Consider the following 24357-nt stretch of genomic DNA (forward strand, 5'->3'; position numbering starts at 1 on the left):
CAGTGGGTAAGCATCGAGGTACGCCGTGGCCGTGCCACGATGCCGCTGAGAACGCTGGCGGCCGATTGCAGCCAATGTGGTCGTAGCAGCGAGGTCGACGTCACCCTGTCGCGGTGGCGTGGCAACGAAGCCATCGACCCGGACTTCGGCCTGCCGTTGCGATTGGTGGAGAAGACCGCCGCCGGCGTGCTGTGGGCGTACAACGCCGGGCACCTGCAGGCGCTGCACGATTACGCCACGGCCACGTTGCGCGAAGGCAGCGGGCATCATCGCTCGATGTTCTCGTGCCTGCCGCAGTGGATGAAGCTGGCCCGCAACCGGGTGCTGCTGCAGCGTGCGGTGGAGCGGCTGCAGCGGCGGTTGCTGGGCGAACGCTGATACGGCAGCCGAGCATGGGCTCGGCTCTACAGTAATCGTGCCGTCTGTAGAGCCGAGCCCATGCTCGGCTCCGGTCAAACGCAGGACTACAGCAACCCTTCGCGCTTCACGGCCAGATAGCGCTCCACCAGTGCACCGGGAAGCGCATCGGCGGTCGCGTCCAGCACCATCACCTTCTCGCTGCGCAGCGCGTCGTGCGCCTTCGCGCGCTGCTGCAGGTACAGCGCCGCGGCACCGGCCTGGGCGGCGTCCTCCAGCGACTGCACCTCATCATCGAGGACAGCATCCAGTTCGCGCTCACGCAGGCTGGCCACGCACACCAGATGGCGCTTCTGCAGCAGGCGCACCGCCGCCAGCAGATCCTCGATGTCTTCGTCGCGCACGTTGCTGACCAGCATCACCAGCGCGCGCCGGCGCTGGCGCAGCGACACTTCGGTGGCGGCGGCCAGGTAGTCGGTGGCCACCGCGCGCGGCTGCAGGTCGTAGCTGGCACGCAGCAGGTGCTCGACCGTGCCCATGCCACGCTGCGGCGCCACCCAGCGGCGCTCGCCACCGGCAGCGAACAGGCCGGCGGCATCGCCCTGGCGCAATGCCAGGTACGCCACCACCAGCGAGGCGTTCAAGGCGTGGTCGAAATGCGAGAGACCGCCTTCGCTGGCCAGCATGCGCCGCCCACTGTCGAGCATCAGCAGCAGCTGCTGGTTCTTCTCGTCCTGGTACTCGCGTGAGACCAGCTTGCGCGCCCGCGCGGTGGCCTTCCAGTCGAGCTGGCGCAGGCTGTCGCCAATGCGGTACTCGCGCATCTGGTGGAAGTCGGTGCCTTCACCACGGCGGCGCTTCACATGCGCTCCGACCAGCCGCGAGGCCTGGTCAGCACTGAACAACGCAAACCGGGTGAGCGGCACGAAGTTCGGATAGACCCGTACGTCCAGCGCCGGTGGCAGGGTGCGCTGCTGCCACCACAGCCGCCATGGCGAGCGCATGCGCAGATGCACGCCGTCGAAGCGGAAGCGCCCACGCTGCAGCGGCTGCAGGTGGTAGTGCAGGGTCGAGGCGCTGCCGGGCTGCAGGCGCACGCGCTGCGGCAGCGATTCCAGCGGCCAGCCGCCGGGGACCAGGTCGAACACCTGCACTGTCATCGCAGCGTCCGCCTGCAGGCGCAGCGCGGCCTCGCGGCGCACGCCCAACGCCAGCGCTTCGGGCAGCTCACGCTGGATCTGCGGCGATGGACGCCGCGTCTGCCGCCACAGGTCGAACAGCGCGGGCAGTGCGATGGCCACCGCGGCCAGCGCCCAGCCCCAGCGTGGCAGCAGGCCGCCCAGCACCAGGCCACCCAGGGCGGCCCAGGCCAGCAACAGCGCCAGCAGCAGCGGGGCAGGCCTCATCGGCGCGGTGCTTCCACCTTGGCCAGCAGTGCGCCCAGCACGTCGTCGGCATCCTGGCCCTCGATCTGCAGCTCCGGGGCCAGCGCGATGCGATGGCGCAGCGCAGGGCGCGCGATGTCGCGCACGTCGTCGGGGGTAACGAAGTCACGGCCGGCCAGCACCGCCTGCGCGCGCGAGGCACGCACCAGCGCGATGCTGCCGCGTGGGCCGGCACCGACCGCGATGCCCGGCCACTGCCGGGTAGCGGCCACGATGCGCACCGCGTAGTCGATCACTTCGTCATCAACGGTGATGGCCGCGGTGGCGCGCTGCAGCTCCAGCAGTTCACCGGCGCCGAGCACGCGCGGTACCTGGCTCAGGTCGAAATCGCTGGCGGAGCGGCCGCTGGTGATCGCGGTCACCATGCGCTTCTCGTCCTCCAGCTGCGGGTAGTCGATCAGCACTTTCAGCAGGAAGCGGTCCAGCTGGGCTTCCGGCAGCGGGTAGGTGCCTTCCTGTTCCAGCGGGTTCTGCGTGGCCAGCGCCATGAACGGCGGCGCCAGGGTGAAGGCCTTGCCTTCAATGGTCACCTGGCCTTCCTGCATCACTTCCAGCAGCGCCGACTGGGTCTTGGCCGGTGCGCGGTTGATCTCATCGGCCAGCAGCAGGTTGGTGAACACCGGGCCGCGGCGGATCCTGAAGCTCTCGCTTTTCGGGTCGTACACGGCGTGGCCGCTGACGTCGCTGGGCATCAGGTCGGGGGTGAACTGCACGCGCCCATAGTCCAGCTCCATCGCCTGCGCCAGCGCGCGCACCAACAGGGTCTTGCCCAGCCCGGGCACGCCCTCGATCAGTACGTGGCCACCTGCCAGCAGGGCCACCAGAATCTGGTCCAGCACGTCGGCCTGGCCGATGAAGGCGCGGCCGACGGCCTCGCGGATGGCATCGACGCGTTCGATCAGGCGGGCATCGGCGGCCGCCGGCAGCTCGGGGACTTCGGTCATAGCAGGGATCTCATCTGGAGCAGCAAGCGGATGCGCTCGCGCAGGGCGGAGGAATCGTGCGGCGGAGGCGGTGCGAGTGCGCTGGCCACGCGGCTTTGCGGCCACTTCAGCAACGCGGCGATGGCCTGCTCGCGCGGTGCGCCATCGAGTGCGGCGGCAACCGGCGCGCGCAGGCGCAGGCGGTGCAGGAACAGGGCGAGCACGGCGTCGTACAGGCGTGTTCCGTGGCCGAAACGCAGCAGCAGTTCGCCGCTGGCGCGCACATGCTCCAGCAATGAGCGGCGCTCCAGCACCGGCGACGGTTGCAGGCTGCCGAAGCGCTGCGATCGGCTCCACAGCCAACCCAGCAGGGCCAGCAGAAGGGGCGCCCACAGTGGCCAGCCCTGGTAGAAGATGCGTGCCCACAGCGACGGCGGGCGGCTGGCGTAGATCAGCCAGACCGCACCCTTGCCGTAGTTCGGGTCGAGCAGATAGCGGGTCAGGTCGCGGTGCGAAGCATCGTGCAGGCCGTCGCTGGCCTTGCCTGCGGCAGAGGCCAGGCGCGCTGCCGGTGAGTCCACCTCGCTGCGCATGAACTCCATGTCGGCCAGCACGCTCACCTTGCCCTGGCCATGGCGGAGGCGTGCGAACACGAGATCGCGATCACCGCCCCAGCGGCGTTCGGCCTGCGCACTGGCCGCAAAGCCCAGGGTGAAACGGCGGCCACCGCAGAATTCGACGTGGCCCGGATCGTCGTCGACATGGAAGGGCTGGCAGTCGCTGCGCTGGAACAGGCTGTCCACGCCCAGCCGGTCCAGCAGCGGACCCTGCGTGCTGCCGGCATCATCCTCGGCCGGCGGCGGCGTGCGTACGAGCAGGTGGCCGCCATCCTCGACCCAATCCAGCAGCGCGTTGGCGACGGGCGGCGGCAGCTCGCTGCTGTCCTGCAGCAGCACCACCGTGTCGTGCGGCCCCAGCGTCATCTGCTGCAGTTCCAGCCGGGGCAGCGAATGCACGTCGATGCCGTCGGCACGCAGGGCCTGGCCAAGCACGTACAACGGGTTGTACGCGGCCTCGCCCTGCGGCGGCAACCGGATGGTCTCGGTCACGCGCTCATGCGTGCGCAGGTAGAGGATGGTCAGCGGCACGCCGAACAGAACCAGCATGCCCAGCAACAACGACCAGAACAGGCGCGGGCTCATGCCTGCCACCCGTACTGCTGGCGCAGCGTTGCGGCCAGTGCGTCGAAATCGCTGCGGCTGGGCAGGCGGCCACCGTAGGCGGCGTACTGCCACATGCGCACGATGCGCGCGAACAGGTCACGGTCGGTGGCGTCAGGCATGCGTCGCGATGCGCGCAGGCACTGCGCTTCGGTGGCGCCGGGGGGCAGCGCGATGCCGCTGCGCTCCCCCACGGTACCCACGCTGGCACGGTAGAGCAGGGCCAGCGCCTGGCGGGGCCGGCCCTGGTCCCAGAGCAGGCCGGCCTGGGTGGCCACGTCCGGCGGCAGCACCACGGGCAGCTCCACCTGTTCCTCCATCACCTGCGGCGGTGCATCGGCCTTGCGCCGGCCGCTGCCGCGCAGCCAGGGCAACCACATCCGCGCCGTCAGCAGCAGCACCAGCAGCAGGACGCCCAGCAGGCCCCACAGGCCCCACTCGGCCAACCGTGCCAGCCAGGCGATGCCATCCTTGCGCGCCTTGCGTTCGCCGCGGGGGCTGCTGTCACTCTGCAGCTGCTTGTCTTCCTTCTTTTTTTCCTCGGCCTGTTCGATCGGCTTCCAGTGGGTGACCTGGCGGGTCGGGCGCTGCAGCGGATCCTCGTAGGCGCGATTCACCGCCTGGCGGAAACCGGCGGTGTCCACAGGCGTGCCACCGAAGATGGTGGCCGGTGTGTTGGCCGGGTCGATGGTCGGTTCTTCGTCGTCCTCTTCGGAGGCGATGTCACTGGCATTGGGCTTGCCCATTGCGCGTCCGGGCTCGGCATCTGCGTCCTGCGCGTGCACCGGTGCGGAGACCAGCGGCAGTGCCAGGCACAGCAGCAGGGCCAGCGTCGACGCCGCAGGCAGCAGGCGATCACGCAGGCGGCGCAGGGCGATTTCGACGTCCCAGGCTTCCATCTGCGTACGCCGGTTCAAGTACAGGCCAAAGCCCGCACCGACGAAGAACGGGCCGATCAGCGCCGAGGCCAGCCAGCACGCCAGATTGAAACCGAAGCGTGCCCACGCCGGCGTGTCCTTGCCGATCATGTCCCACGCCGCACGCCAGGATTCGGACATCAGGTCCAGTGGCATGAACATGAACACTGCACCGATGGCGCCGGACACCAACACTGCTTCGAAGGCCATGCAGGCTACGGTCAGCACTGTCGCCGCACCTGCGGCGCCGGCCGCCACCGCACGGCGGCGTGGACCGCGCTGGCCCGGCGCATTGCCTTCCAGCAGGTTCACCGGCAGGCACAGGCTGCGCAGCACGCTGAAACGACGCCAGCCCAGGTAGCCCCAGAAACCGGTGTTGCCCCAGTGGCGCTGCGCCCGCAGGGCCGAAAGCGCGCTGACCGGTTCGCCGAAGATGCCGCGCGACAGCACATACAGCGGCGCACGCTCGAACAGTGGCTTGCACCACCACATCGCCAGCCAGGCCCAGCCGAAGGCATCCAGCCACCCTCCCAGCGCGTTGAAGATCACGAACAAGGGGGCACTGGCCAGCAGCCAGCTGCCCCACACGGCGCGCGCATGGCGGCGGGCGAGGGCACTGCCCAGCTCCATCGCTTCCCAGCCGCTGCGTGCACGCAGCACCACGTCCAGGCGGTCAATGCGCATGGCCGCCCCCACGCCCGCCACGCCACAGCCACAGCAGCACGCCGGCCCAGAGCACGCCGGCGACGCTGAACTTGATCCACGCGGGGACTTCGGCGATCGACGACCAGAACGCTTCGATGAAGGCTGCGACCAGCAGCATGAACGCCACGCCCAGGCACAGCCGGGCACCGATGCGGCCACCGTCGACCAGCGCATCCAGGCGGCCGCGCCGGCCCGGTGCCAGCAGTTTCATGCCCAGCTGCAGGCCGGCACCGCCGGCGATCACGATCGCGGTCAGCTCGAACGCGCCATGGCCGACCACGAAGCGCCAGAACGGTCCACCGTGCCCGATGTGCTGCAGGTGGCCGGCCACCGCCCCGATGGTCACGCCGTTGAACAGCAGCACCAGCAGCGTGCCCAGCCCGGCCAGCAGGCCGCTGGCGAAGGTGCGCAGGGCAATGCTGATGTTGTTGAGGATGTAGTGGCCGAACATCATCCAGTCGGTGCCGCTGTCGCGGCCCAGTCGTTCGGCAGCAGGGTCGTACATGCGCTCCATCGCAGCGATCTGGCGGTTGTCCATCAGCGTGTGGATCAGGTCCGGGTAGACCTGTGCAAGCACGAAGCAGGCGATTGCCGGCAGCGCGAACATCGCCAGCGCCACCCACATGCTGCGTGCCTGGCTGCGCACCAGCAGCGGGAAGTCGGCCACCAGGAATTCCAGCGCGGCGCGCCAGCGCGTCGGCCGTGTGCGGTACAGCACGCTGTGGCCCTGCTGCATCAGCTGCTGCAGGCGCTGGACCAGCTGTGGGCTGTAGCCGCGCTCGCGGGCCAGTGCCAGCTGCTGGCACAGGCGCCGATAGCGTTGCGGGACGGCAGTATCGTCCAGTGCCAGGCCGCTGGCCTTGCGGCGCGCGCGGCGCGAGGCGCCGGCACGCAGCAGCAGCCACTGTTCCAGCTCCTGCCATTCCTGCTGGTAGCGGGCGACGAACTGTTCCTGTTTCATCGCCGCCCCAGCAGCCAGTTGGCCATCGCATACAGGCGCAGCACACCGATCTGGCCCAGGCTGCCGGTCAGGGGTTCGGCGATGCCGGCCAACTCCTGCTGGCGGGGCGCGGACAGGCGTGGGGCGCGCTCGGCGAAGGCCATCAGCGCGGCCTGTTCCTCCGGCCGCAGCGGCTGCGGCGGGGCCAGCACGCTGTCGATGGTGGGTGGCGGCGGCAGGTACAGCACCGGCGCGTGCACCACCACGGTGCCGGCCACCAGGTCGCCGAGGCGGCGGCCGTGCGGATCGAACAGGCTGCTGACCAGGCCCAGTGCATAGCCGAACGGCAGCATGTCCACCGTACGCAGCAGGTTGCGGGTGATCGCCGCCATCCAGCCCACGGGCGCGCCATCGCGGGACAGCACGCGCAGGCCCAGCGCGCGCTTGCCCAGGGTGCGGCCCCACAGCGCCTCGCACACGATCGGGTAGACCCAGTAGACCAGGAACATCAGCACCAGGTTGAGGCCGGAGCCGAATTCGTCCAGCACCGCCAGCGGAATCGCCATCAACACCAGTACCGCGATGCGCACGCCAAGATCGACCAGCCAGGCCATGGCCCGCGGCAGCGGCCCGGCTACCGGCAACTGAAGCAGCACACCCTCCGGCGTCACCACCTCACGGTAGGTATCGAGCATCGGTGCGGCCATCAGCGCGATGGCCTTCGTTGTGGGCGCCGGAGTCCTCTCCGGCGGGCAACCACAGGCATGGGGGGTCTCGACAGGTCCTGGTCGGGCCCAGACTTTAGCAGAGCCGCGTGGCGGCGTTGGCTGCTCAGCCCCGGTACTCGTCCTTCAGGCGCACGTAGTGGTCGGCCGAATAGTGCAGCGACTCGATCTCCTTGCCGCTCAGCGTACGCGCCGGCCGGGCCGGGTTGCCGACCCACAGCTCGCCTTCGCCCACCACCTTGCCGGGGCCGACCACCGCGCCGGCACCGACGAAGCCGTGGCGTTCAACGCGGGCACCGTCGAGGATGCAGGCGCCCATGCCGATCAGGCTGTAATCGCCGATGGTGCAGGCATGGATGATGCAGCCGTGGCCGACGGTCACGCCCTCTCCGATCAGGGTCGGGTAGCCCGCCTTGTTGTACGGGCTGTGGTGGCTGACATGGATGATGGTGCCGTCCTGCACATTGGTGCGCGCACCGACGCGCACGTAATTGACATCACCGCGGATGACCGTGCCCGGCCACACCGACACGTCGTCGGCCAGTTCCACGTCGCCGATGACGGTGCAGGCCGGGTCGATGTACACGCGCTCGCCGAGGACGGGCATCTTGTCGCGGAAGGGGCGCAGCGGGTTCATCGGTGTCTCCGGAAATCAGGGCGTTCGCGACGATGATACGCGCGTGGTCCGCACGCCGCGGCAGGCACGGTCGCCTATGCAGGCGCGTGCTCGGCCAGCATCTGCCGGAACAGCGCATCCAGCCAGGTGCTGTCACCCTGGCCGGCCGGAAGTTGCGGGGCCTGCTCGGCGCGGGCGGCCAGCTCACGATCGATGAAATCGCTGATCGCCGCGATGCGTGGTCCGGCACTGACCTCGGCGCTGGCGCGTTTTACCACCAGCAGGGCATCGATGGCTTCACGCACCGGGCCGTGCGGCAGCAGCCGGTCCAGCAGATCCTCGAAGGCCATCGGCGGGGGTGTCTGTTCGTGTTCGATCCACTGGCAGGCCAGCAGTGGGCGCAGCACGTACAGGTACTTCTTGGTGCGTACCGTTTCGCCACGCAGGTAGCCGCGATGGTTCGAGCGCGCCATGTTGAAGTAGTGCCACCAGGTGCCCAGCGGTGAATGGAACGCCTTCGCTGCTTCCCACAACTGCGACACCGCAGCGCGATCCTGCTGGTAGATGATCGGCGAACGCAGCCACTCGATCAGCGTTGGATTGGACTTGGAGACCAGCCGCAGTGCCTTGCGCAGGTCCCAGCCGCTGACGTCGAGCTCATCGTCGATCGGCAGTTCGATCACATCGCGCTGTGCTTCGCCGGGACCGGTGCTCTCGTTGACGCTGAGGTACCACGGCTGGCGATGCACGTAGATGAAGCGCGCGTCGTAGTCGCTGTCCGGCGAGGAGAAACCCCAGCCGCGGCTGCCCGATTCGCAGGCCAGCAGCACGCGTACATCGTAGCGTTGTTCGATCTCGGCCAGGGTGGAAAGGATGGCGGCGCGCTTGTCCGGCGCGACCGGGTGGATGTCGTCCATGCAGTCGTGTTCGCAATGTTGAGCGTGCTCGACTGTAACGCAGGTGCGCACGGGTAGTGCCGGCCGCCGGCCGGCAACCTCATGGGCGCACCTGGAATTCTGCGGTTGCCGGCCAGCGGCCGGCACTACCGGCTAGGGTTCGTAGCTGTAGCCCATGCCGTACACCGAACGGATCGGCTCGCCTTCCATGCCGGCGTCGGCCAGCTTGCGGCGCAGGTTGCGCACATGGCTGTCGACGGTGCGGTCGACCACCACGCGATGGTCCAGGTACAGCCGGTCGAGCAGTTCATCGCGCGCCCAGATCCGGCCCGGCGTGGCCAGCAGGGTGCGTAGCAGGCGGTATTCCACCGGAGTCAGGTCCAGGCCCTTGCCGTTCCAGGTGGCGCGTGCGGCCGGCTCGTCGATGTGCAGGCCGCCGTTGGCGCGCGCACCCGGGTCCGGGCGGTAGCGGCGCAGCACCGCCATCACCCGCGCGACCACTTCGCGCGGACTGAACGGCTTGCAGATGTAGTCGTCGGCACCGATCTCCAGGCCCAGCAGGCGGTCGATCTCTTCCACCCGTGCGGTGACCATGATGACCGGCACATCGCTGCCGGCGCGCAGCTCGCGGCACAGGTCCACGCCGTCGCGCTGCGGCAGCATCAGGTCCAGCAGCACCAGATCGGGCTGGTAGCGCGCGAACGCGTCGATCACCTGGCCACCGTCGTCCACCCACTCGCTGGCCATGCCGGCGGCGGCCAGGTAGTCGCGCAGTACCGAGGCCAGGCGCGGCTCGTCCTCGACGATCAGGATCTTCGCGGGCGTGGCGGGCGACGTGCTCATGCAGGCTCCGGCAGGGTGATGACCACGCGCAGCCCGCCCAGTGGCGAGGGCTCGGCGTGGATGTCGCCGTGGTGGGCGAGGATGATGTTGTGGCTGATGGCCAGGCCCAGCCCGCTGCCGCCACTGGCACGATTGCGCGAACTTTCCACGCGGTAGAAGCGTTCGAACAGCAGTGCGCACTTGTCGGCCGGAACGCCCGGCGCGGTGTCTTCCACGATCAGCTGCAGGCCGGCAGGCACGCGCGCTGCCTGCACGAGTACGCGGCCACCGGCGTGGGTGTAGCGCAGTGCATTTTCCAGCAGGTTGGCCAGCACCTGCTGCAGGCGCCGTTCGTCACCGGACACCTGCAACGGCGTGGCGGGAAGATCTTCCTCCAGCGCCAGGCCTGCATTGGCGAAGCGCACGCGCATGCCAGTGAGTTCGCTGCGCAGCAGCGCCACCAGGTCCAGTGGCGCGAAGCGGTACGCCAGGCCGCCGGACTGGGTCATCGACAGATCGTGCAGGTCGTCGATCAGCTTGCCCAGCTGGCGGATCTCGCCCTGCAGGCCCACCAGGTTGGCCCGGTCCAGCGGACGGATGCCATCTTCGATCGCCTCCAGCTCGGCGCGCACCACCGCCAATGGCGTGCGCAGCTCATGCGAGATGTCGGCGATGAAGGCGCGGCGGTTGCGCTCGGTATCGTCCAGTGCCTGCGCCATCCGGTTGAAGTCGTTGACCAGTGCGTCCAGCTCGTCATCGCTGGTGCGCTCGATGCGGGTGGCATAGTCGCCGGCAGCGAGCCGATGGGTGGCCGCGGCCAGCTTGGCCAGGCGCTGGCGCAGTGCGCGCGATACCAGCCAGGCCAGCAGTACCGTCACCAGCAGCAGTGCGATGCCGATCACCCACCAGGCGCGCACCTGGGTGTTGTAGAAATTCAGGTCGTTGGTGGCGATGACGGTCTGGAACGGCACCATGCCCAGCCAACCGACGGTCTGCCCGTCCACCTGCACCGCATGCGGCTCGTCATCGCTGGTGGCGTCGGGGTTGCCGGCCACGAAGCGGTGCTGCGCATCGAACAGGCCCAGACGCGACGGTACGCCGGTCTGGTCGGACAGCGGCGGCACCGGTCCTTCGTGCCCATGGGCCAGGTCCGGGCGCAGCATCCGCGCCCAGCGGTCGCCATCACCGTGCAGGTGCTCCCAGCCACCGTGCTCGCGGTACTCGCGCTGCAGGTGTGGCATCAGCCGCTGCATGCGCAGGTCGCCCTGGTCGTTGAGGTAGTCCAGGAAGCCGGTCTGGAAGGCCACGCGGCTGGCAATACCGTTCACTGCCAGCACCAGCAGGCAGGCGGTGAAGATCGCGAGGAAGGTCTTCGCGGTCAGGCCGAATTTGAGTCGAATCTTCGCCATCGCGGAGGCCATTAGCGGCGCATGCGGCGCCGAAAGCAAGCGCCAGCTGAGCCGGTCGCACAATCTCCATATTCTCTGCACAGTTCCACGGCAGCGTGCACGGGTCAACGCAAGGCCCCCACGCCCCCCATGCCCCTCCTGCGCCCGCTGTCCCGTTCCCCGCGTCCCCTGATGCTGCCCCTGCTGCTGGCCCTGGCGGCCTGTTCGGTGGGCAGGACTGAAGCCCCGGCCATGCCCGAAGTGGGCGTCATCACCGCCAGCGCGCGGCCGCTGGCGCTGCAGCAGACCTTGCCCGGCCGAGCCGTGCCGTTCGAGATCTCCGAGGTGCGGCCGCAGATCGGCGGCCTGATCCGCCAGCGTCTGTTCACCGAAGGCCAACAGGTCAAGGCCGGCCAGCTGCTGTACCAGGTTGATCCGGCGCCATACCAGGCCGCTTTCGATACCGCGCGCGGGCAGCTGGCGCAGGCCGAGGCCACCGTGCTGTCGGCGCAGCCGAAGGCCGAGCGCACCCGCGCGCTGGTCAGCATGGATGCGGCCAGCAAGCAGGATGCCGACGATGCCACCTCGGCACTGAAGCAGGCGCAGGCCAACGTGATTGCCGCGCGCGCCGCATTGCAGGCCGCCCGCATCAACCTCGACTACACGCGGGTGACCGCGCCCATCGACGGTCGCATTGGCACCTCCAGCGTGACCGCCGGTGCGCTGGTCGCGGCCGGACAGGACGCCGCGCTGACCACCATCCAGCGGCTGGACCCGGTGTACCTGGATGTCACCCAGTCCAGCATGCAGATGCTGGCGCTGCGCAAGCAGCTCGATGCCGGCCTGGTGAAGGCCATCGACGGCAAGGCACAGGTGAAGGTGCTGCTGGAGGACGGCAGCACCTATGCGCATGAGGGCACCCTGGAGTTCGTCGGCAGCGCGGTGGATCCGGGCACCGGCAATGTGGTGCTGCGCGCGGTCATCCCGAACCCGGACGGCCTGTTGCTGCCCGGCATGTACCTGAAGGCGGTGCTGCCGATGGCCACCGACGCGCGCGCGCTGCTGGTGCCGCAGAAGGCGGTGCTGCGCAACGAACGCGGCGAGCCGCTGCTGCGCCTGCTCGACGCCGGAAATCACGTGCTGGAGCGTCGGGTCAGCACCGGCCAGGTGGTGGGCAACCAGTGGCAGATTACGCAGGGCCTGAAGGCCGGCGAGCGGGTGATCGTCAGCAACGGCAGCGCGGTGTCGCTGGGCCAGCAGGTGAAGGCGGTGGCGGCCAGCAGGGCGCAGCTGGCGGCGATGCCGGCGGTCGACCCGAACGGCAACACCGACGAAAAGTCGCACTGAGGCCCGCCGCGCATGGTTCGTTTCTTCATCGACCGGCCGATCTTCGCCTGGGTGATCGCCATCGCGGTCAGCCTGCTCGGCCTGCTCGCGATCCTGATCCTGCCGGTGGACCGCTACCCGCAGATCGCCCCGCCCACCATCACCATCCGCGCCACCTACACCGGCGCCTCGTCGCAGACCGTGGAGAACGCGGTCACCCAGGTCATCGAGCAGTCCCAGCAGAGCCTGGACCACCTGATGTACATGACCTCGACCAGTGCCTCCGACGGCTCGGCGCAGGTCAACCTGGTGTTCGCTACCGGTACCAATCCGGACACCGCACAGGTGCAGGTGCAGAACCAGCTGCAGGCGGCCATGGCCACGCTGCCGCAGGCGGTGCAGCAGAACGGCCTGACCATCACCAAGTCCAGTGGTTCGATCTTCGAGGTGCTGTCGTTCACCAGCGAAGACGGCAGCATGGACAACTTCGATGTCGCCAACTTCATGGAAGCGCGCATCGATGACCAGATCAGCCGTGTCAGCGGCGTCGGCAACATCCAGCCGATCGGCCAGGAATACGCCATGCGTATCTGGCTGGACCCGGAAAAGATGCGCCAGTACGCACTGATGCCGTCGGACATCGAGACCGCACTGCAGGCGCAGAACACCGACGTGTCGGCCGGTGAACTCGGTGGCCAGCCGGCGCTGAAGGGCCAGCAGCTGGACGCGACCGTGACTGCGCGCAGCCGCCTGCACACGCCCGAACAGTTCGCGCAGGTGGTGCTGAAGGCCGATGCCAACGGCAGCGTGGTGCACCTGGGCGACGTGGCGACGATCGGCCTCGGGCCGGAGAGCTACGACAGCATCAGCACCTTCAACGGCAAGCCGTCTGCGTCGCTGGGTATCGAACTCAATGCCGGTGCCAACGCCATCGCCGTGTCCAAGGCCATCGATGCACGGCTTCAGCAGCTGCAGAAGTACTGGCCGCATGGCTACACCGCCCACGTGGCCTTCACCACCACGCCGTTCGTGACCATCTCGCTGAAGGAAGTGGTGATCACCCTGATCGAGGCGATCATCCTGGTGGTGCTGGTGATGTACCTGTTCCTGCAGAACTGGCGGGCCACGCTGATCCCGACCATCGCGGTGCCGGTGGTGCTGCTGGGCACGTTCGGCGTGCTGGCCGCGTTCGGCTATTCGATCAACACGCTGACCATGTTCGCGCTGGTGCTGGCCATCGGCCTGCTGGTGGACGATGCCATCGTGGTGGTGGAGAACGTGGAGCGGGTGATGACCTTCGAAGGGCTGGCGCCGAAGCCAGCCACGCTGAAGGCGATGGGCCAGATCACCGGCGCGCTGGTCGGCATCGTGCTGGTGCTGACCGCGGTGTTCCTGCCGATGGCGTTCTTCAGCGGTGTCACCGGCGTGATCTACCGCCAGTTCTCGGTAACGATCGCCGCGGCGATGATCCTGTCGGTGCTGGTGGCGATGACCATCACCCCGGCGCTGTGCGGCAGCATCCTGCACCAGATCCCCAAGGGCGGCCACCCGCATGGCGACCACGGCGGCGAACCGAGCCTGCTGGGCAAGTTCTTCATCTGGTTCAACCACCGCTTCGAGCGCACCTCCAACGGCCTGCGTCGCCGGGTGGATGGATTCCTCGGCCGTCGCACGCTGGGCGTGGTGTTTTACCTGGTGCTGAGCGTGGTCACCGGCCTGCTGCTGTGGCACCTGCCGGGCGCATTCCTGCCCGATGAGGACCAGGGCATGCTCAATGCACTGGTGAAGCTGCCGGCCGGCTCCACCCTGGAGCAGACCCGTGCAGTGATGGACCGCCTCAGTGCCGCCGCAGTGCAGGACGACAGCGTGCTGTCGATCCAGGCCACCGCCGGTTTCAGCGTGACCGGCAGCGGCCAGAACGTCGGCCAGGCCTTCATCCGCCTGAAGGACTGGGACGACCGCAAGGACGATGCCGATACCATCGCCGCTCGGCTGACCCGGGCCATGGCCAGCGTGCCCGATGCACAGGTGTTCATCACCTCGCCACCGGCCATCCTCGGCCTCGGTGATGCGGGTGGCTTCACCCTGGAACTGCAGGACGAAGGCGGTGCCGGCCATGCGGCCGCCGTGGCCGCGCGCAACACCCTGCTGGAGGCGGCTGCCAAGGACCCGAAGCTGGTCAACGTGCGCTACGCCAGCCTGGAAGACGCGCCGGTGTATGCGGTGAAGGTGGACGACGCCAAGGCGCAGGCGATGGGCGTGAATCCGCAGGACATCAATGACACCTTGAACGCGGCGCTGGGCGGCGACTTCGTCAACAACTTCATCTACAAGGGCCGCATCAAGAAGGTGTTCATCCAGGGCACCGCCGAAGCACGCATGCAGCCGCAGGACATCGAGCGCTGGAGCGTGCGCAACCAGGCCGGGCAGATGGTGCCGCTGTCGTCGCTGGTCAGCGCCCACTGGACCAGCGCGCCGGCCGCATTGCAGCGCTACAACGGCGTGTCGGCGATGGAGATCACCGGCCAGCCGGCGCCGGGCGTCAGCTCCGGTGAGGCGATGGCCGAGATCGCGCGCCTGGCCGACACACTGCCGGAAGGCTTCAGTCACGCCTGGTCGGACATGGCCTACCAGGAACAGCTGTCGGGCAACCAGGCGCCGATGCTGTACGCCATCTCGCTGCTGTTCGTGTTCCTGTGCCTGGCGGCGCTGTATGAAAGCTGGGCGGTGCCGTTCGCGGTGATGCTGGCGGTGCCGGTGGGCGTGTTCGGCGCGGTGCTGATGATGAACCTGCGTGGCCTCAACAACGACGTGTACTTCCAGGTCGGCCTGCTGACCACGATTGGTCTGGCGGCCAAGAACGGCATCCTGATCGTCGAGTTCGCGCGCATCCTCGAGCAGCAGGGCAAGCGCACCCGCGAGGCGATCCTGCAGGCGGTCTATCTGCGGCTGCGCCCGATCGTGATGACCTCGCTGGCGTTCCTGATGGGTGTGCTGCCGCTGGTGTTCGCCACCGGCGCCGGCTCGGCCGCGCGCCGTTCGCTGGGCACCGGCGTGGCCGGCGGTACCGTCGCCTCGATGGTGCTGGGCATGTTCTTCGTGCCGTTGTTCTACCTGCTGGTGCGCGGCCTTTTCCCGGGCCGCCCACCGGCCCACGCCACTGCCCCGGAGGCAAGCCCATGAAGCCGATGCTGCTGCGCGCCCTGGCGGTCGCGACGATGACCACCGTGCTTGCCGGCTGCACGAGCATGGCCCCGCGCTACCAGCGACCGGAGGCGCCGGTGCCGATGCAGTTCGGCAATGCAGCTCCCGGCGGAGTTGATCCTGCACTGGCGATGCCGGCATGGCGTGAGGTGTTCCTCGAACCGCGCCTGCAGCAGGTGATCGCGCTGGCGCTGCAGAACAACCGCGACCTGCGCGTAGCCGTGCTGCAGGTGGAGAAGGAACGGGCGCAGTACCGCATCCAGCGTGCAGCGCTGCTGCCGTCGGTGGATGCCAGCGGCAGTGTCACCCGCTCGCGGGTGAGTGATGCCAACAGTGAGACCGGCGCCACCCAAGTGACCGGGTCCGATGCGGTGCAGGTGGGCATCAGCAGCTGGGAGCTGGACCTGTTCGGTCGCATCCGCAGCCTGAAGAACGAGGCCCTGCAGAACTGGCTGGCCAGTGCCGAGAACCAGCGCGCGGCACGCACCAGCCTGGTCGCCGAAGTGGCGACGGCGTGGCTGGCGCTGGCCGCCGATGTGCAGACGCTGGCATTCACGCAACAGACCCTGGACAGCCAGCAGCAGACCCTGCAGCGCACCGAGGCCCGCCATGCGCAGGGGGTGGCCTCGGGCCTGGACCTGTCGCAGGTGCAGACCAGCGTGGAAGCCGCGTGCGGCGCGCTCGCCAAGCTGCAGACCCAGCAGGCGCAGGATCGTGATGCATTGCAGCTGTTGGTGGGGGCGCCGCTGGAACCGGCCCTGCTGCCAACCGCGCAGGCGCTGGAAGGCAGCGTCGCGCTGGCACCGCTGCCCGCCAACCTGCCCTCCAGCGTGTTGCTGCAGCGCCCGGACGTGCTGTCCGCCGAGCATGCGTTGCAGGCAGCCAACGCCGATATCGGTGCCGCGCGCGCTGCATTCTTCCCGACGCTGACGTTGACTGCCAGCTACGGCCACAGCTCCACCGCGTTGTCGACGCTGTTCTCGGCCGGCACCCGTGGCTGGTCGTTCGCGCCCAGCATCACCGCGCCGATCTTCCATGCCGGCGCACTGAAGGCGTCGCTGGATGCCTCGAAGATCGGCAAGGACATCGGCATCGCGCAGTACGAGAAGGCGATCCAGCAGGCCTTCAGCGAAGTGGCCGATGCGCTGGCCACGCGTGATCACCTGACCGCGCAGATGGACGCGCAACGCGCGCTGGTGGCCGCCAGCCAGCGCAGCTACACGCTTGCCGATGCGCGCTACCGCACCGGGCTGGATGGCTATCTGCAGTCGCTGGATGCACAGCGCAGCCTGTATGCCGCGCAGCAGGACCTGATCGCCCTGCAGCAGCAGGAAGCGGGCAACCGGGTGACGTTGTTCAAGGTGCTGGGTGGCGGCGCCGACGCTCGGTAGCTGCCGACCTTGGTCGGCGCCGGGTTGTTCATCCACGCATGGCGTGGATCTACCGGTTCGGGGGCAGTAGATCCACGCCATGCGTGGATGAAAGCTGCACTGGTAGCGCCGCGTTACGCCACGCGGCCGCGGCGCGCGCGCTCCAGGTGCACCAGCAGCAGCGAGATCGCCGCCGGGGTCATGCCCGGGATGCGCTGCGCCTGGCCGATGGTCTGCGGGCGCACACGCTCCAGCTTCTGCAGTGCTTCGGCCGACAGCCCGCGCACGGTCGCATAGTCGAACGCCTCGGCGATCGGCGTGGCCTCATGCCGCTGCTGCCGCTCGATTTCCTCGCGCTGGCGATCCAGGTAGCCGGCGTACTTCACGCCGATCTCCACCTGCTCGGCCACCTTGCCGTCGGCCACGGCCGGGCCCAGCGACGGCACCTGCATCAGCTGCGCGTAATCCAGCTCGGGGCGCTTGATCAGGTCCAGCACATTGGTTTCGCGGCTGACTGCCACGCCCAGCGTTTCCTGCACTTCGCGGCCCAGCGCATTGGCCGGGGTCGCCCACAGTGCACCCAATCGCACGCGCTCGGCGGCCACGGCAGCCTGCTTGGTCTCGAACGCGTTCCAGCGGCGGTCATCGACCAGGCCCATCTCGCGACCGGCCGGGGTCAGGCGTTGGTCGGCATTGTCCTCGCGCAGCTGCAGGCGGTATTCGGCGCGGCTGGTGAACATGCGGTACGGCTCGTTGGTGCCGTGGGTGATCAGGTCATCCACCAGCACGCCCAGGTACGCCTCGTCGCGGCGCGGGCACCAGCCATCCAGCCCGCGCACCTGGCGCGCAGCGTTCAGGCCGGCCAGCAGGCCCTGTGCAGCCGCCTCTTCATAGCCGGTGGTGCCGTTGATCTGGCCGGCGAAGAACAGGCCGTTGACCAGCTTGGTTTCCAGCGAAGCCTTCAGCCCGCGCGGGTCGAAGAAGTCGTATTCGATCGCGTAGCCGGGGCGGGTGATGTGCGCGTTCTGGAAACCGCGGATGCTGCGCACCATCTCCAGCTGCACGTCGAACGGCAGCGAGGTGGAAATGCCGTTGGGGTAGATCTCGACGATGCCCAGGCCTTCGGGTTCGACGAAGATCTGGTGGCTGGCCTTCTCGGCGAAGCGCACCACCTTGTCCTCGATGGATGGGCAGTAGCGCGGGCCGATGCCCTCGATCTGGCCGCTGTACAGCGGCGAGCGGTGCAGCGCGTCGCGGATGATCTGGTGGGTCTGCCCGGTGGTGTGGGTGATCCAGCAGCTGACCTGCTGCGGATGTTCGTCCACCGAGCCGAGGAAGGACATCACCGGACGCGGCGTGTCGCCGGGCTGCTCGTCCATCACGCTGTAATCCAGCGAACGGCCATCGATGCGCGGCGGCGTGCCGGTTTTCAGGCGGTCCACCTGGAACGGGCGTTCACGCAGGCGTGCGGCCAGCGTGGTGGCCGGCGGGTCACCCATGCGGCCGGCGGCGTACTGGGTCGGGCCGACGTGGATCTTGCCGGCCAGGAAGGTGCCGGCGGTCAGCACCACGGCCTCGGCATCGAAGCGCAGGCCGGTCTGGGTGATGACACCGCGTACGGCGTCGTCTTCGATGACCAGGTCATCGACCGCGGCCTGGAACACCGTCAGGTTGTCCTGGCCTTCGACGATGGCGCGGATCGCCATGCGGTACAGGTTGCGATCGGCCTGGCAGCGGGTGGCGCGCACGGCCGGGCCCTTGGAGGCATTGAGCGTGCGCCACTGGATGCCGGCGCGGTCGGCGGCATGCGCCATCGCACCGCCGAGGGCGTCGATTTCCTTGACCAGGTGGCCCTTGCCGATCCCGCCGATGGCCGGGTTGCAGCTCATCGCGCCCACGGTTTCGATGTTGTGGGTCAGCAGCAGGGTGCGCACGCCGGTGCGGGCTGCGGCCAGCGCGGCTTCGGTGCCGGCGTGGCCACCGCCGATGACGATGACGTCGTAACGATGGAAGGACGGGTTCATGGGGGCTGTTCAGCTGGGGGCGGGCACGACCTGAGGCGGCGCCGGGGTGGCGATTTTAGCGCCATTCGGGGCCAGGACGCCGGCGTCGGCCAGTTGGCGTCGAAATCAGCCCTAAAGTTGGCAGGATTTTTGCAGATAACCCAATAGCACCCATCGTGGCTGGCGCCGTAGGCGCCCGTGACCGGAATTGGAACAGGGGCCGGTACAGGCGCACGGTGGGGGAGCAGAGGGCCGGCAGTCGGGGGACTGTCCGGCCCTGTTTTTTCTGGGTTGCCGGGAAGGGCCCCATCCACGCATGGCGTGGATCTACTGACGCTGGGGCTCTCGCCGAAAACAAACGGCCCCGCATTGCGGGGCCGTCTGCCTTCAGAGGTGCCGACATCCGACAGGGCCGGAACAGGGGGGATCCAGATGTTCCTGTCGGATATCGACGTAGAGCTTTTTGCGGCGGCCCGTGTCGTTTTTGTCACTTTGTGACGCGGGCCGTCACTGTCCGCGTAGATTGCGGCTTAGACCGTGTGAAATGCAAGACGGTTCAGCGCTCAACTGTGCGCTGCGTCGCACGATCCATGTTGCGCCAGGGGGAACCGTTCATCCTCGGCGCACTGGGTGCCGGGGCCGGTCGGGCCTGCGGCGCGGGCGCCGGCGGCTGCATGTTCGACTGCGGCGGGCGTCGCATCGAATCCATGTTCCGCCACGGGGAACCACCGTTGTACGACGGCCGCGGCGGCGGCGGCGGACGGTTCTCGCCACCGTTGCCGGGCGGACGCGGCGGCGGGCGGTGGTTGTGCGGCGGACGGTAGATCGGGCGCGAGTAGTACGGGTTGCCATAGCCGCCGTAATAGCCGCCATAGCCACCGTAGTACGGGTAGCCGTAGTTGTAGGGATAGCCGGCCGGGTAGCGGTACTCCACCGACGGCGCGCCGTGGTAGTAGCCGCCACCGCGGCCACCGCCTACATAGTCGTAGGTGGTGCAGCCAGTCAGGCCCAGCAACAGGCCACCGGCAAGCAACAGGCGCATTTTCATGGTGGGTCCCCCCAGAGGACAGGTGTGCAGCCAGCTTCGTGCGCGGGCATTGAATCGGCCCTTAATCCGGCTGGCCAGGATGAATGGAGGCGTAGGCCCGCATGCTGGCATGACCTGTGCCCCGGTCGCCAGCGCAGGGGCATACGTTAATCTTGCGTCATGAGCGATTCACTGTTGCCCCGCGCCGATGACGTCCTGCTTGCTGCTGCGAGGATCGCCCCGCATGCCAGCGTGACCCCGGTGCTGCGCTCGCGCACGCTCGATGCAATGGCCGGCGCACAGTTGGCGTTTAAGGCCGAGCACCTGCAGCGCGGTGGCGCATTCAAGTTCCGTGGTGCCTGCAATGCGGTGTGGTCGCTCGACGCTGATCGTGCCAGTGCTGGCGTGGTGACCCATTCCTCCGGCAACCACGGTGCCGCGCTGGCCCTGGCCGCACGCACCCGGGGCATCCCCTGCCACGTGGTGGTGCCGGAAGGGGCGGTGGCCGCCAAGCTGGCCAACATCGCCCGCCACGGCGCCACGCTCTGGCGCTGCCCGCCGACCATCGCCGACCGCGAGGCCACCTGTGCCAGGGTGCAGGCCGATACCGGTGCGACCCTGGTCCATCCGTACGCGGACCCGGCGGTGATGGCCGGGCAGGGCACTGCGGCCCTGGAACTGCTGCACAGCGACGGCCCGTTCGATGTGCTGGTGGTGCCGGTGGGTGGCGGTGGCCTCGCCAGCGGTACCGCGCTGGCCCTGCAGCACGCCAGTCCGCACACCCGGCTGATTCTGGCCGAGCCGGCCGGCGCCGATGACACCGCACGCTCGCTGGCCACCGGCGAGCGCCAGGGCGCGTTCACCCCGGACACCATCTGCGATGGCCTGCGTACCCTGATCGGCGCGCCCAATTTCCAGTTGCTGCGCGCCGCCGGTGCCGAGGTGATCGTGGTCGATGACGCCGCGACGCTGGCGGCGATGCGCCTGCTGTGGGACGTGCTCAAGCAGGTGGTGGAACCCTCTTCGGCCACCGTGCTGGCTGCGGTGCTGGCGCAGCCGCAGCGCTTCGCCGGCCTGCGCGTGGGCCTGGTGTTGTCCGGCGGCAACGTCGACCTGCCAGCACTGCGCTGGGGGGCGGCGTGAGCCGCGGGCGGCACCGCGAACGCACCGGCCTGCTGGGCTGGTTGTGGCGGCTGTTCGTGCTGCTGGTGATCTGGCTGCTGGGCGTGACCGCCTGGATCGTCTGGGTGGGTGAACGTGACCAGGCCGCCAAGGCCGACGCCATCATCGTGCTGGGTGCCGCCGCCTATGACGCCAAGCCGTCACCGGTGTTCGAAGAGCGCATCCGGCATGGGCTGGACCTGTATGAAGCACGCTATGCGCCGCTGCTGATCTTCACCGGTGGCTATGGTGGCACCGGCGCGCGCTTCTCCGAATCGCAGGTGGCGCGGCGCTATGCGCTCAAGCACGGCGTGCCGGACGACGCCATCCTGATCGAGACCGCCTCGCGCAATACGGTGCAGAACCTGGTGGAAGCCAAGCGCTTGATGGACCAGCGCGACCTGCACCGGGTGATCATCGTCAGCGACCCGCTGCACATGGCGCGCGCGCTGCGCCTGAGCAAGGCGCTGGGCATCGATGCGCTGGCTTCGTCCACGCCCAGCACGCGTTTCCGCAGCTTCCATACCAGCTGGCGCTTCCTGGTGCAGGAAATCTATTTCTTCCACCGCGACCTGGTACGCCCGCCGTTGAGTTCGCCGGCCAATACCTGAGCAGCGGCCTGCTTGGGGTGGGTGCCAACCTTGGTCGGCGCAATGCCGGCGGCATCGCGATCTGATGGGTTGTGCCAACCAAGGTTGGCACCTATCAGAGCGATTCGCGTGCGGTGTGGAATGCGGTAGTGCCGGCCGCWGGCCGGCAGATGCCCACCATGGAATCGTGAGGTTGCCGGCCAGTGGCCGGCACTACCAGACCTTCAGGTCTGCTTGCGCCGGATCGGAATCGCCGACACCGGCACCGAGGCCACGTCATGCCCGCCTTCGCGGATCGGTGCGCCCGGGTCCGGTGCCCAGGCGTGCGCGTAGATCACTTCCCAGCTGCTGGGAAGCTTGCCGTCGGCGCGGCGCATCGGTTCGTATGCCGCCGCCGCCGCCGCGAAACGTCCGCGCCCGGTCAGGGTGTGGCGGCGGTCGACGCGGGCATTGGTCGCGCCCATCGCGCGCAGCTCGCGCATCAGCGAGGGCAGGTCCTCGTAGGTCAGGGTGAACAGATCGCGGTCCAGCACCGGGTCGCGGAAGCCAGCCATCATCAGCGCATCGCCGAACTGCGCGATCTGCGCGAAGCGGCTCACGTGCGGGCGGTCATCGGCGGCCGCGAACGCCTCGTTGAGTTCAACCAGCGTTTCCGGGCCGAAGGTGGAACACAGCAGCAGGCCGCCCGGCTTGAGCACGCGGCGGAAACCGGCGAACACCGCCGGCAGGTCGTCCACCCACTGCAGGCACAGGTTGCTGAAGATCACGTCCACGCTGTTGTCGGCCAGCGGCAGCGCAGCGGCGTCGCCGCACAGGCGCTGGAACGGCTTCCACCAGCCGGCCTGGCGCTTGGCCTGGTCCAGCATCGGCAGCGCCACGTCCAGCGCGATCACCTGCGCCTTCGGCCAGCGCTTCTTCATCAGCGCGCTGGCATGGCCGGTGCCGGCACCGATGTCCAGCACCACCTCGGGCTTGCGTGCCTCCAGGTAGTCCAGCGACTCGATCAGCCGCGACTGCACCTCGCGCTGCAGGGCGGCGGCAGCGTCATAGCTGTTGGCGGCGCGGGCGAACGCGCGGCGGACATGGCGGGCATCGAAGTGGGACGGCATTGCGGAAGTCTCTTAGAACGTACCGGGGTAGGCGCCGCCGTCGATCAGCAGGTTCTGCCCGGTGAGGTAACCGGCCTGTGCACTGCACAGGAAGGCGCAGGCGGCGCCGAACTCATCCGGCGTGCCGAAGCGGCCGGCGGGAATCTGCTGGCGGCGGCGCTCGGCCACTTCGCCGGCGTCGCCGTCCTTGCCGGCACTGTGGGCGAAGTTGGCGCGCAGGCGATCGGTGTCGAACTGGCCGGGCAGCAGGTTGTTGATCGTGACGTTGTGGGCCACGGTGCGGCGCGACAGGCCGGCGACGAAACCGGTCAGGCCGCTGCGCGCGCCGTTGGACAGTGCCAGGATGTCGATCGGTGCCTTCACCGCCGACGAGGTGATGTTGACGATGCGGCCGAAGCCACGCTCGATCATCGCGTCCACCGTGGCACGGATCAGCGCGATCGGCGCCAGCATGTTGGCATCCAGTGCGGCAATCCAATCCTCGCGTTCGAAGGTGCGGAAATCGCCCGGCGGCGGGCCACCAGCGTTGTTGACCAGGATGTCCACCTGCGGGCAGGCGGACAGTGCCGCCGCACGGCCGGCCTCGGTGGTGACGTCGGCGGCGACGGCGCGTACCTCACCGGCACCGGGCAGTGCACGCAGTTCGTCGGCAGCGATCTGCAATGCAGCCTCGCCACGCGCCACGATCACCACGTTCACGCCCTCGCGCGCCAGCGCACGTGCGCAGCCCAGGCCCAACCCCTTGCTTGCGCCGCAGACCAGTGCCCAGCGACCAGTGATACCCAGATCCATGCGTCAGTCCTGCGGAATTCGGTAGGCGCTCATTGTCCGCCATCGGCCGGTGACAGGCCGGCAACGAAGTGTTGCAGGGCGGCGGCCACCTCATCGGCATGGCCGAGGAAGGGCGCATGTCCGCCGTGGGCGATGGTCAGCGCCTGCGCGCCCGGGGCCAGCGCAGCGGCGGCCTGCATCGCCGTCGGTGAGACCAGCCGGTCACGCTGGCCGGCGATCCAGAGGCTGGGTTTGCCGAGCGTTGGCAGGGCGCCGCGCAGGTCGGTGCTTTCCAGCAGGCGCAGGCCTTCCAGCAGGGCGCGTTCAGTGGGGGCGCCGCGCTCGACCAGGCGCTGGCGCAGCGTGCGCAGCTCTTCGCGGGCGTGCGCCGAGCCCATCACGTCCAGTGCCAGGAAGCGCTCCAGGGTACCGCCGAAGTCGCTGGCCAGCTCGCGCCCGAACTGCTCGAACACCGCCGGTTCCACCGCATGCGGCCAATCCTCGCCACGCACGAAACGCGGCGTGGCAGCGATCATCGCCAGGCCGCGTACCTTCGGCAGCGTCGCCGCCGCGTGCAATGCGAACAGGCCGCCCAGCGACCAGCCGCACCACACCGCCGGCGGCGTGGCCGCGGCAATGGCACTGACTACGAACGGCAAACGCAGCGGCGTGGTGTCTTCGCGGCTGTGGCCATGGCCGGGCAGATCGACCAGATGCAGGGTGAACTGGTCCGCCAGGCGCTCCACCAGCGGCGCGAACACGCCGCCCTGCAGGGCCCAGCCGTGGATCAGCACCAGGTCCGGCCCACGGCCGGTGACTTCAATATGCATGGGCAACGACAC

At 68.8% G+C, this 24357-nt stretch carries 21 protein-coding genes; 6 read left to right on the forward strand and 15 right to left on the reverse strand.

The window, feature by feature from the left end; all coding sequences use genetic code 11:
- Nucleotides 1-39 precede the first annotated feature (39 nt).
- A complete protein-coding gene (locus D7T59_RS21420; RefSeq protein WP_306464214.1) occupies nucleotides 40-378 on the forward strand; it encodes a hypothetical protein in 339 nt (112 codons plus the stop codon).
- A gap of 86 nt (nucleotides 379-464) precedes the next feature.
- Here the strand turns inward: D7T59_RS21420 and D7T59_RS06295 are convergent, their stop codons facing one another.
- The 10 genes from D7T59_RS06295 to baeS form a co-directional block, all read right to left on the reverse strand.
- On the reverse strand, nucleotides 465-1763 hold the full coding sequence (locus D7T59_RS06295; protein WP_180852779.1) for a DUF58 domain-containing protein: 1299 nt from the start codon (nucleotides 1761-1763) through the stop codon (nucleotides 465-467).
- Complete coding sequence (locus D7T59_RS06300; protein WP_164138635.1) at nucleotides 1760-2746, reverse strand: AAA family ATPase; 987 nt, start codon at nucleotides 2744-2746, stop codon at nucleotides 1760-1762. Before D7T59_RS06300 ends, D7T59_RS06295 begins: the two co-directional genes overlap by 4 nt.
- On the reverse strand, nucleotides 2743-3927 hold the full coding sequence (locus D7T59_RS06305) for a DUF4350 domain-containing protein (RefSeq protein ID WP_164138636.1): 1185 nt from the start codon (nucleotides 3925-3927) through the stop codon (nucleotides 2743-2745). Before D7T59_RS06305 ends, D7T59_RS06300 begins: the two co-directional genes overlap by 4 nt.
- Nucleotides 3924-5546, reverse strand: coding sequence for a DUF4129 domain-containing protein (locus tag D7T59_RS06310; RefSeq protein ID WP_164138637.1), 1623 nt, complete (start codon nucleotides 5544-5546; stop codon nucleotides 3924-3926). Before D7T59_RS06310 ends, D7T59_RS06305 begins: the two co-directional genes overlap by 4 nt.
- Nucleotides 5536-6528: a stage II sporulation protein M gene (locus D7T59_RS06315; RefSeq protein ID WP_180852778.1), complete on the reverse strand. Its 993-nt coding sequence runs from the start codon at nucleotides 6526-6528 to the stop codon at nucleotides 5536-5538. Before D7T59_RS06315 ends, D7T59_RS06310 begins: the two co-directional genes overlap by 11 nt.
- Nucleotides 6525-7214: an RDD family protein gene (locus D7T59_RS06320; RefSeq protein WP_106550024.1), complete on the reverse strand. Its 690-nt coding sequence runs from the start codon at nucleotides 7212-7214 to the stop codon at nucleotides 6525-6527. Before D7T59_RS06320 ends, D7T59_RS06315 begins: the two co-directional genes overlap by 4 nt.
- 124 nt (nucleotides 7215-7338) lie before the next feature.
- Nucleotides 7339-7869, reverse strand: coding sequence for a gamma carbonic anhydrase family protein (locus D7T59_RS06325; protein WP_180852777.1), 531 nt, complete (start codon nucleotides 7867-7869; stop codon nucleotides 7339-7341).
- Between the two features lie 74 nt (nucleotides 7870-7943).
- Nucleotides 7944-8765, reverse strand: a complete 822-nt coding sequence (locus tag D7T59_RS06330; protein WP_180852776.1) for a nucleotidyltransferase domain-containing protein — start codon at nucleotides 8763-8765, stop codon at nucleotides 7944-7946.
- Between the two features lie 132 nt (nucleotides 8766-8897).
- Entirely contained in the window at nucleotides 8898-9587 is a 690-nt protein-coding gene (locus tag D7T59_RS06335) for a response regulator (protein ID WP_180853345.1), read from the reverse strand.
- Nucleotides 9584-10987, reverse strand: coding sequence for a sensor histidine kinase efflux regulator BaeS (baeS, locus tag D7T59_RS06340; protein ID WP_180853344.1), 1404 nt, complete (start codon nucleotides 10985-10987; stop codon nucleotides 9584-9586). The genes D7T59_RS06335 and baeS overlap by 4 nt, the downstream gene beginning before the upstream one ends.
- A gap of 117 nt (nucleotides 10988-11104) precedes the next feature.
- Here baeS and smeA point away from each other — a divergent pair, with 117 nt between their 5' ends.
- The 3 genes from smeA to smeC are packed head-to-tail and all read left to right on the forward strand — an operon-like array spanning nucleotide 11105 to nucleotide 16875.
- Complete coding sequence (gene smeA, locus D7T59_RS06345) at nucleotides 11105-12301, forward strand: multidrug efflux RND transporter periplasmic adaptor subunit SmeA (protein WP_180863243.1); 1197 nt, start codon at nucleotides 11105-11107, stop codon at nucleotides 12299-12301.
- A 12-nt stretch (nucleotides 12302-12313) separates the two neighbouring features.
- Nucleotides 12314-15463 (forward strand): multidrug efflux RND transporter permease subunit SmeB, encoded by a 3150-nt coding sequence (smeB, locus tag D7T59_RS06350; protein ID WP_180853342.1) that lies wholly within the window; start codon nucleotides 12314-12316, stop codon nucleotides 15461-15463.
- Entirely contained in the window at nucleotides 15460-16875 is a 1416-nt protein-coding gene (smeC, locus tag D7T59_RS06355) for a multidrug efflux transporter outer membrane subunit SmeC (protein ID WP_180853341.1), read from the forward strand. Before smeB ends, smeC begins: the two co-directional genes overlap by 4 nt.
- 113 nt (nucleotides 16876-16988) lie before the next feature.
- Here the strand turns inward: smeC and mnmG are convergent, their stop codons facing one another.
- Nucleotides 16989-18878 carry a tRNA uridine-5-carboxymethylaminomethyl(34) synthesis enzyme MnmG gene (gene mnmG, locus D7T59_RS06360; protein ID WP_164137894.1) on the reverse strand — a complete coding sequence of 630 codons (1890 nt, stop codon included), beginning with the start codon at nucleotides 18876-18878 and terminating at the stop codon, nucleotides 16989-16991.
- A 535-nt stretch (nucleotides 18879-19413) separates the two neighbouring features.
- Entirely contained in the window at nucleotides 19414-19905 is a 492-nt protein-coding gene (locus D7T59_RS06365; protein ID WP_100443712.1) for a hypothetical protein, read from the reverse strand.
- Between the two features lie 159 nt (nucleotides 19906-20064).
- Here D7T59_RS06365 and D7T59_RS06370 point away from each other — a divergent pair, with 159 nt between their 5' ends.
- Complete coding sequence (locus D7T59_RS06370) at nucleotides 20065-21027, forward strand: pyridoxal-phosphate dependent enzyme (protein WP_180853340.1); 963 nt, start codon at nucleotides 20065-20067, stop codon at nucleotides 21025-21027.
- Nucleotides 21012-21656, forward strand: coding sequence for a YdcF family protein (locus D7T59_RS06375; RefSeq protein WP_164137902.1), 645 nt, complete (start codon nucleotides 21012-21014; stop codon nucleotides 21654-21656). The genes D7T59_RS06370 and D7T59_RS06375 overlap by 16 nt, the downstream gene beginning before the upstream one ends.
- Nucleotides 21657-21859: 203 nt before the next feature.
- Here D7T59_RS06375 and bioC read toward each other — a convergent pair whose 3' ends face one another.
- The 3 genes from bioC to bioH are packed head-to-tail and all read right to left on the reverse strand — an operon-like array spanning nucleotide 21860 to nucleotide 24345.
- Nucleotides 21860-22744 carry a malonyl-ACP O-methyltransferase BioC gene (gene bioC / locus D7T59_RS06380; protein ID WP_180853339.1) on the reverse strand — a complete coding sequence of 295 codons (885 nt, stop codon included), beginning with the start codon at nucleotides 22742-22744 and terminating at the stop codon, nucleotides 21860-21862.
- Nucleotides 22745-22756: 12 nt separating this feature from the next.
- Nucleotides 22757-23536, reverse strand: coding sequence for an SDR family oxidoreductase (locus D7T59_RS06385; RefSeq protein WP_180853338.1), 780 nt, complete (start codon nucleotides 23534-23536; stop codon nucleotides 22757-22759).
- Between the two features lie 29 nt (nucleotides 23537-23565).
- Nucleotides 23566-24345 carry a pimeloyl-ACP methyl ester esterase BioH gene (gene bioH / locus D7T59_RS06390; RefSeq protein ID WP_164137891.1) on the reverse strand — a complete coding sequence of 260 codons (780 nt, stop codon included), beginning with the start codon at nucleotides 24343-24345 and terminating at the stop codon, nucleotides 23566-23568.
- Nucleotides 24346-24357: the final 12 nt, after the last annotated feature.

The sequence above is a fragment of the Stenotrophomonas maltophilia genome, assembly GCF_013464915.1.
Classification (GTDB): Bacteria; Pseudomonadota; Gammaproteobacteria; order Xanthomonadales; family Xanthomonadaceae; genus Stenotrophomonas; species Stenotrophomonas maltophilia_AT.

What these genes read in the sequence shown, in the direction of transcription:
- D7T59_RS21420 (WP_306464214.1), top strand. Translation starts at nt 40, where the DNA reads ATGCCGCTGAGAACGCTGGCGGCCGATTGCAGCCAATGTGGTCGTAGC.
- D7T59_RS06295 (WP_180852779.1), bottom strand. Translation starts at nt 1,763, where the DNA reads ATGAGGCCTGCCCCGCTGCTGCTGGCGCTGTTGCTGGCCTGGGCCGCC.
- D7T59_RS06300 (WP_164138635.1), bottom strand. Translation starts at nt 2,746, where the DNA reads ATGACCGAAGTCCCCGAGCTGCCGGCGGCCGCCGATGCCCGCCTGATC.
- D7T59_RS06305 (WP_164138636.1), bottom strand. Translation starts at nt 3,927, where the DNA reads ATGAGCCCGCGCCTGTTCTGGTCGTTGTTGCTGGGCATGCTGGTTCTG.
- D7T59_RS06310 (WP_164138637.1), bottom strand. Translation starts at nt 5,546, where the DNA reads ATGCGCATTGACCGCCTGGACGTGGTGCTGCGTGCACGCAGCGGCTGG.
- D7T59_RS06315 (WP_180852778.1), bottom strand. Translation starts at nt 6,528, where the DNA reads ATGAAACAGGAACAGTTCGTCGCCCGCTACCAGCAGGAATGGCAGGAG.
- D7T59_RS06320 (WP_106550024.1), bottom strand. Translation starts at nt 7,214, where the DNA reads ATGGCCGCACCGATGCTCGATACCTACCGTGAGGTGGTGACGCCGGAG.
- D7T59_RS06325 (WP_180852777.1), bottom strand. Translation starts at nt 7,869, where the DNA reads ATGAACCCGCTGCGCCCCTTCCGCGACAAGATGCCCGTCCTCGGCGAG.
- D7T59_RS06330 (WP_180852776.1), bottom strand. Translation starts at nt 8,765, where the DNA reads ATGGACGACATCCACCCGGTCGCGCCGGACAAGCGCGCCGCCATCCTT.
- D7T59_RS06335 (WP_180853345.1), bottom strand. Translation starts at nt 9,587, where the DNA reads ATGAGCACGTCGCCCGCCACGCCCGCGAAGATCCTGATCGTCGAGGAC.
- baeS (WP_180853344.1), bottom strand. Translation starts at nt 10,987, where the DNA reads ATGGCCTCCGCGATGGCGAAGATTCGACTCAAATTCGGCCTGACCGCG.
- smeA (WP_180863243.1), top strand. Translation starts at nt 11,105, where the DNA reads ATGCCCCTCCTGCGCCCGCTGTCCCGTTCCCCGCGTCCCCTGATGCTG.
- smeB (WP_180853342.1), top strand. Translation starts at nt 12,314, where the DNA reads ATGGTTCGTTTCTTCATCGACCGGCCGATCTTCGCCTGGGTGATCGCC.
- smeC (WP_180853341.1), top strand. Translation starts at nt 15,460, where the DNA reads ATGAAGCCGATGCTGCTGCGCGCCCTGGCGGTCGCGACGATGACCACC.
- mnmG (WP_164137894.1), bottom strand. Translation starts at nt 18,878, where the DNA reads ATGAACCCGTCCTTCCATCGTTACGACGTCATCGTCATCGGCGGTGGC.
- D7T59_RS06365 (WP_100443712.1), bottom strand. Translation starts at nt 19,905, where the DNA reads ATGAAAATGCGCCTGTTGCTTGCCGGTGGCCTGTTGCTGGGCCTGACT.
- D7T59_RS06370 (WP_180853340.1), top strand. Translation starts at nt 20,065, where the DNA reads ATGAGCGATTCACTGTTGCCCCGCGCCGATGACGTCCTGCTTGCTGCT.
- bioC (WP_180853339.1), bottom strand. Translation starts at nt 22,744, where the DNA reads ATGCCGTCCCACTTCGATGCCCGCCATGTCCGCCGCGCGTTCGCCCGC.
- D7T59_RS06385 (WP_180853338.1), bottom strand. Translation starts at nt 23,536, where the DNA reads ATGGATCTGGGTATCACTGGTCGCTGGGCACTGGTCTGCGGCGCAAGC.
- bioH (WP_164137891.1), bottom strand. Translation starts at nt 24,345, where the DNA reads ATGCATATTGAAGTCACCGGCCGTGGGCCGGACCTGGTGCTGATCCAC.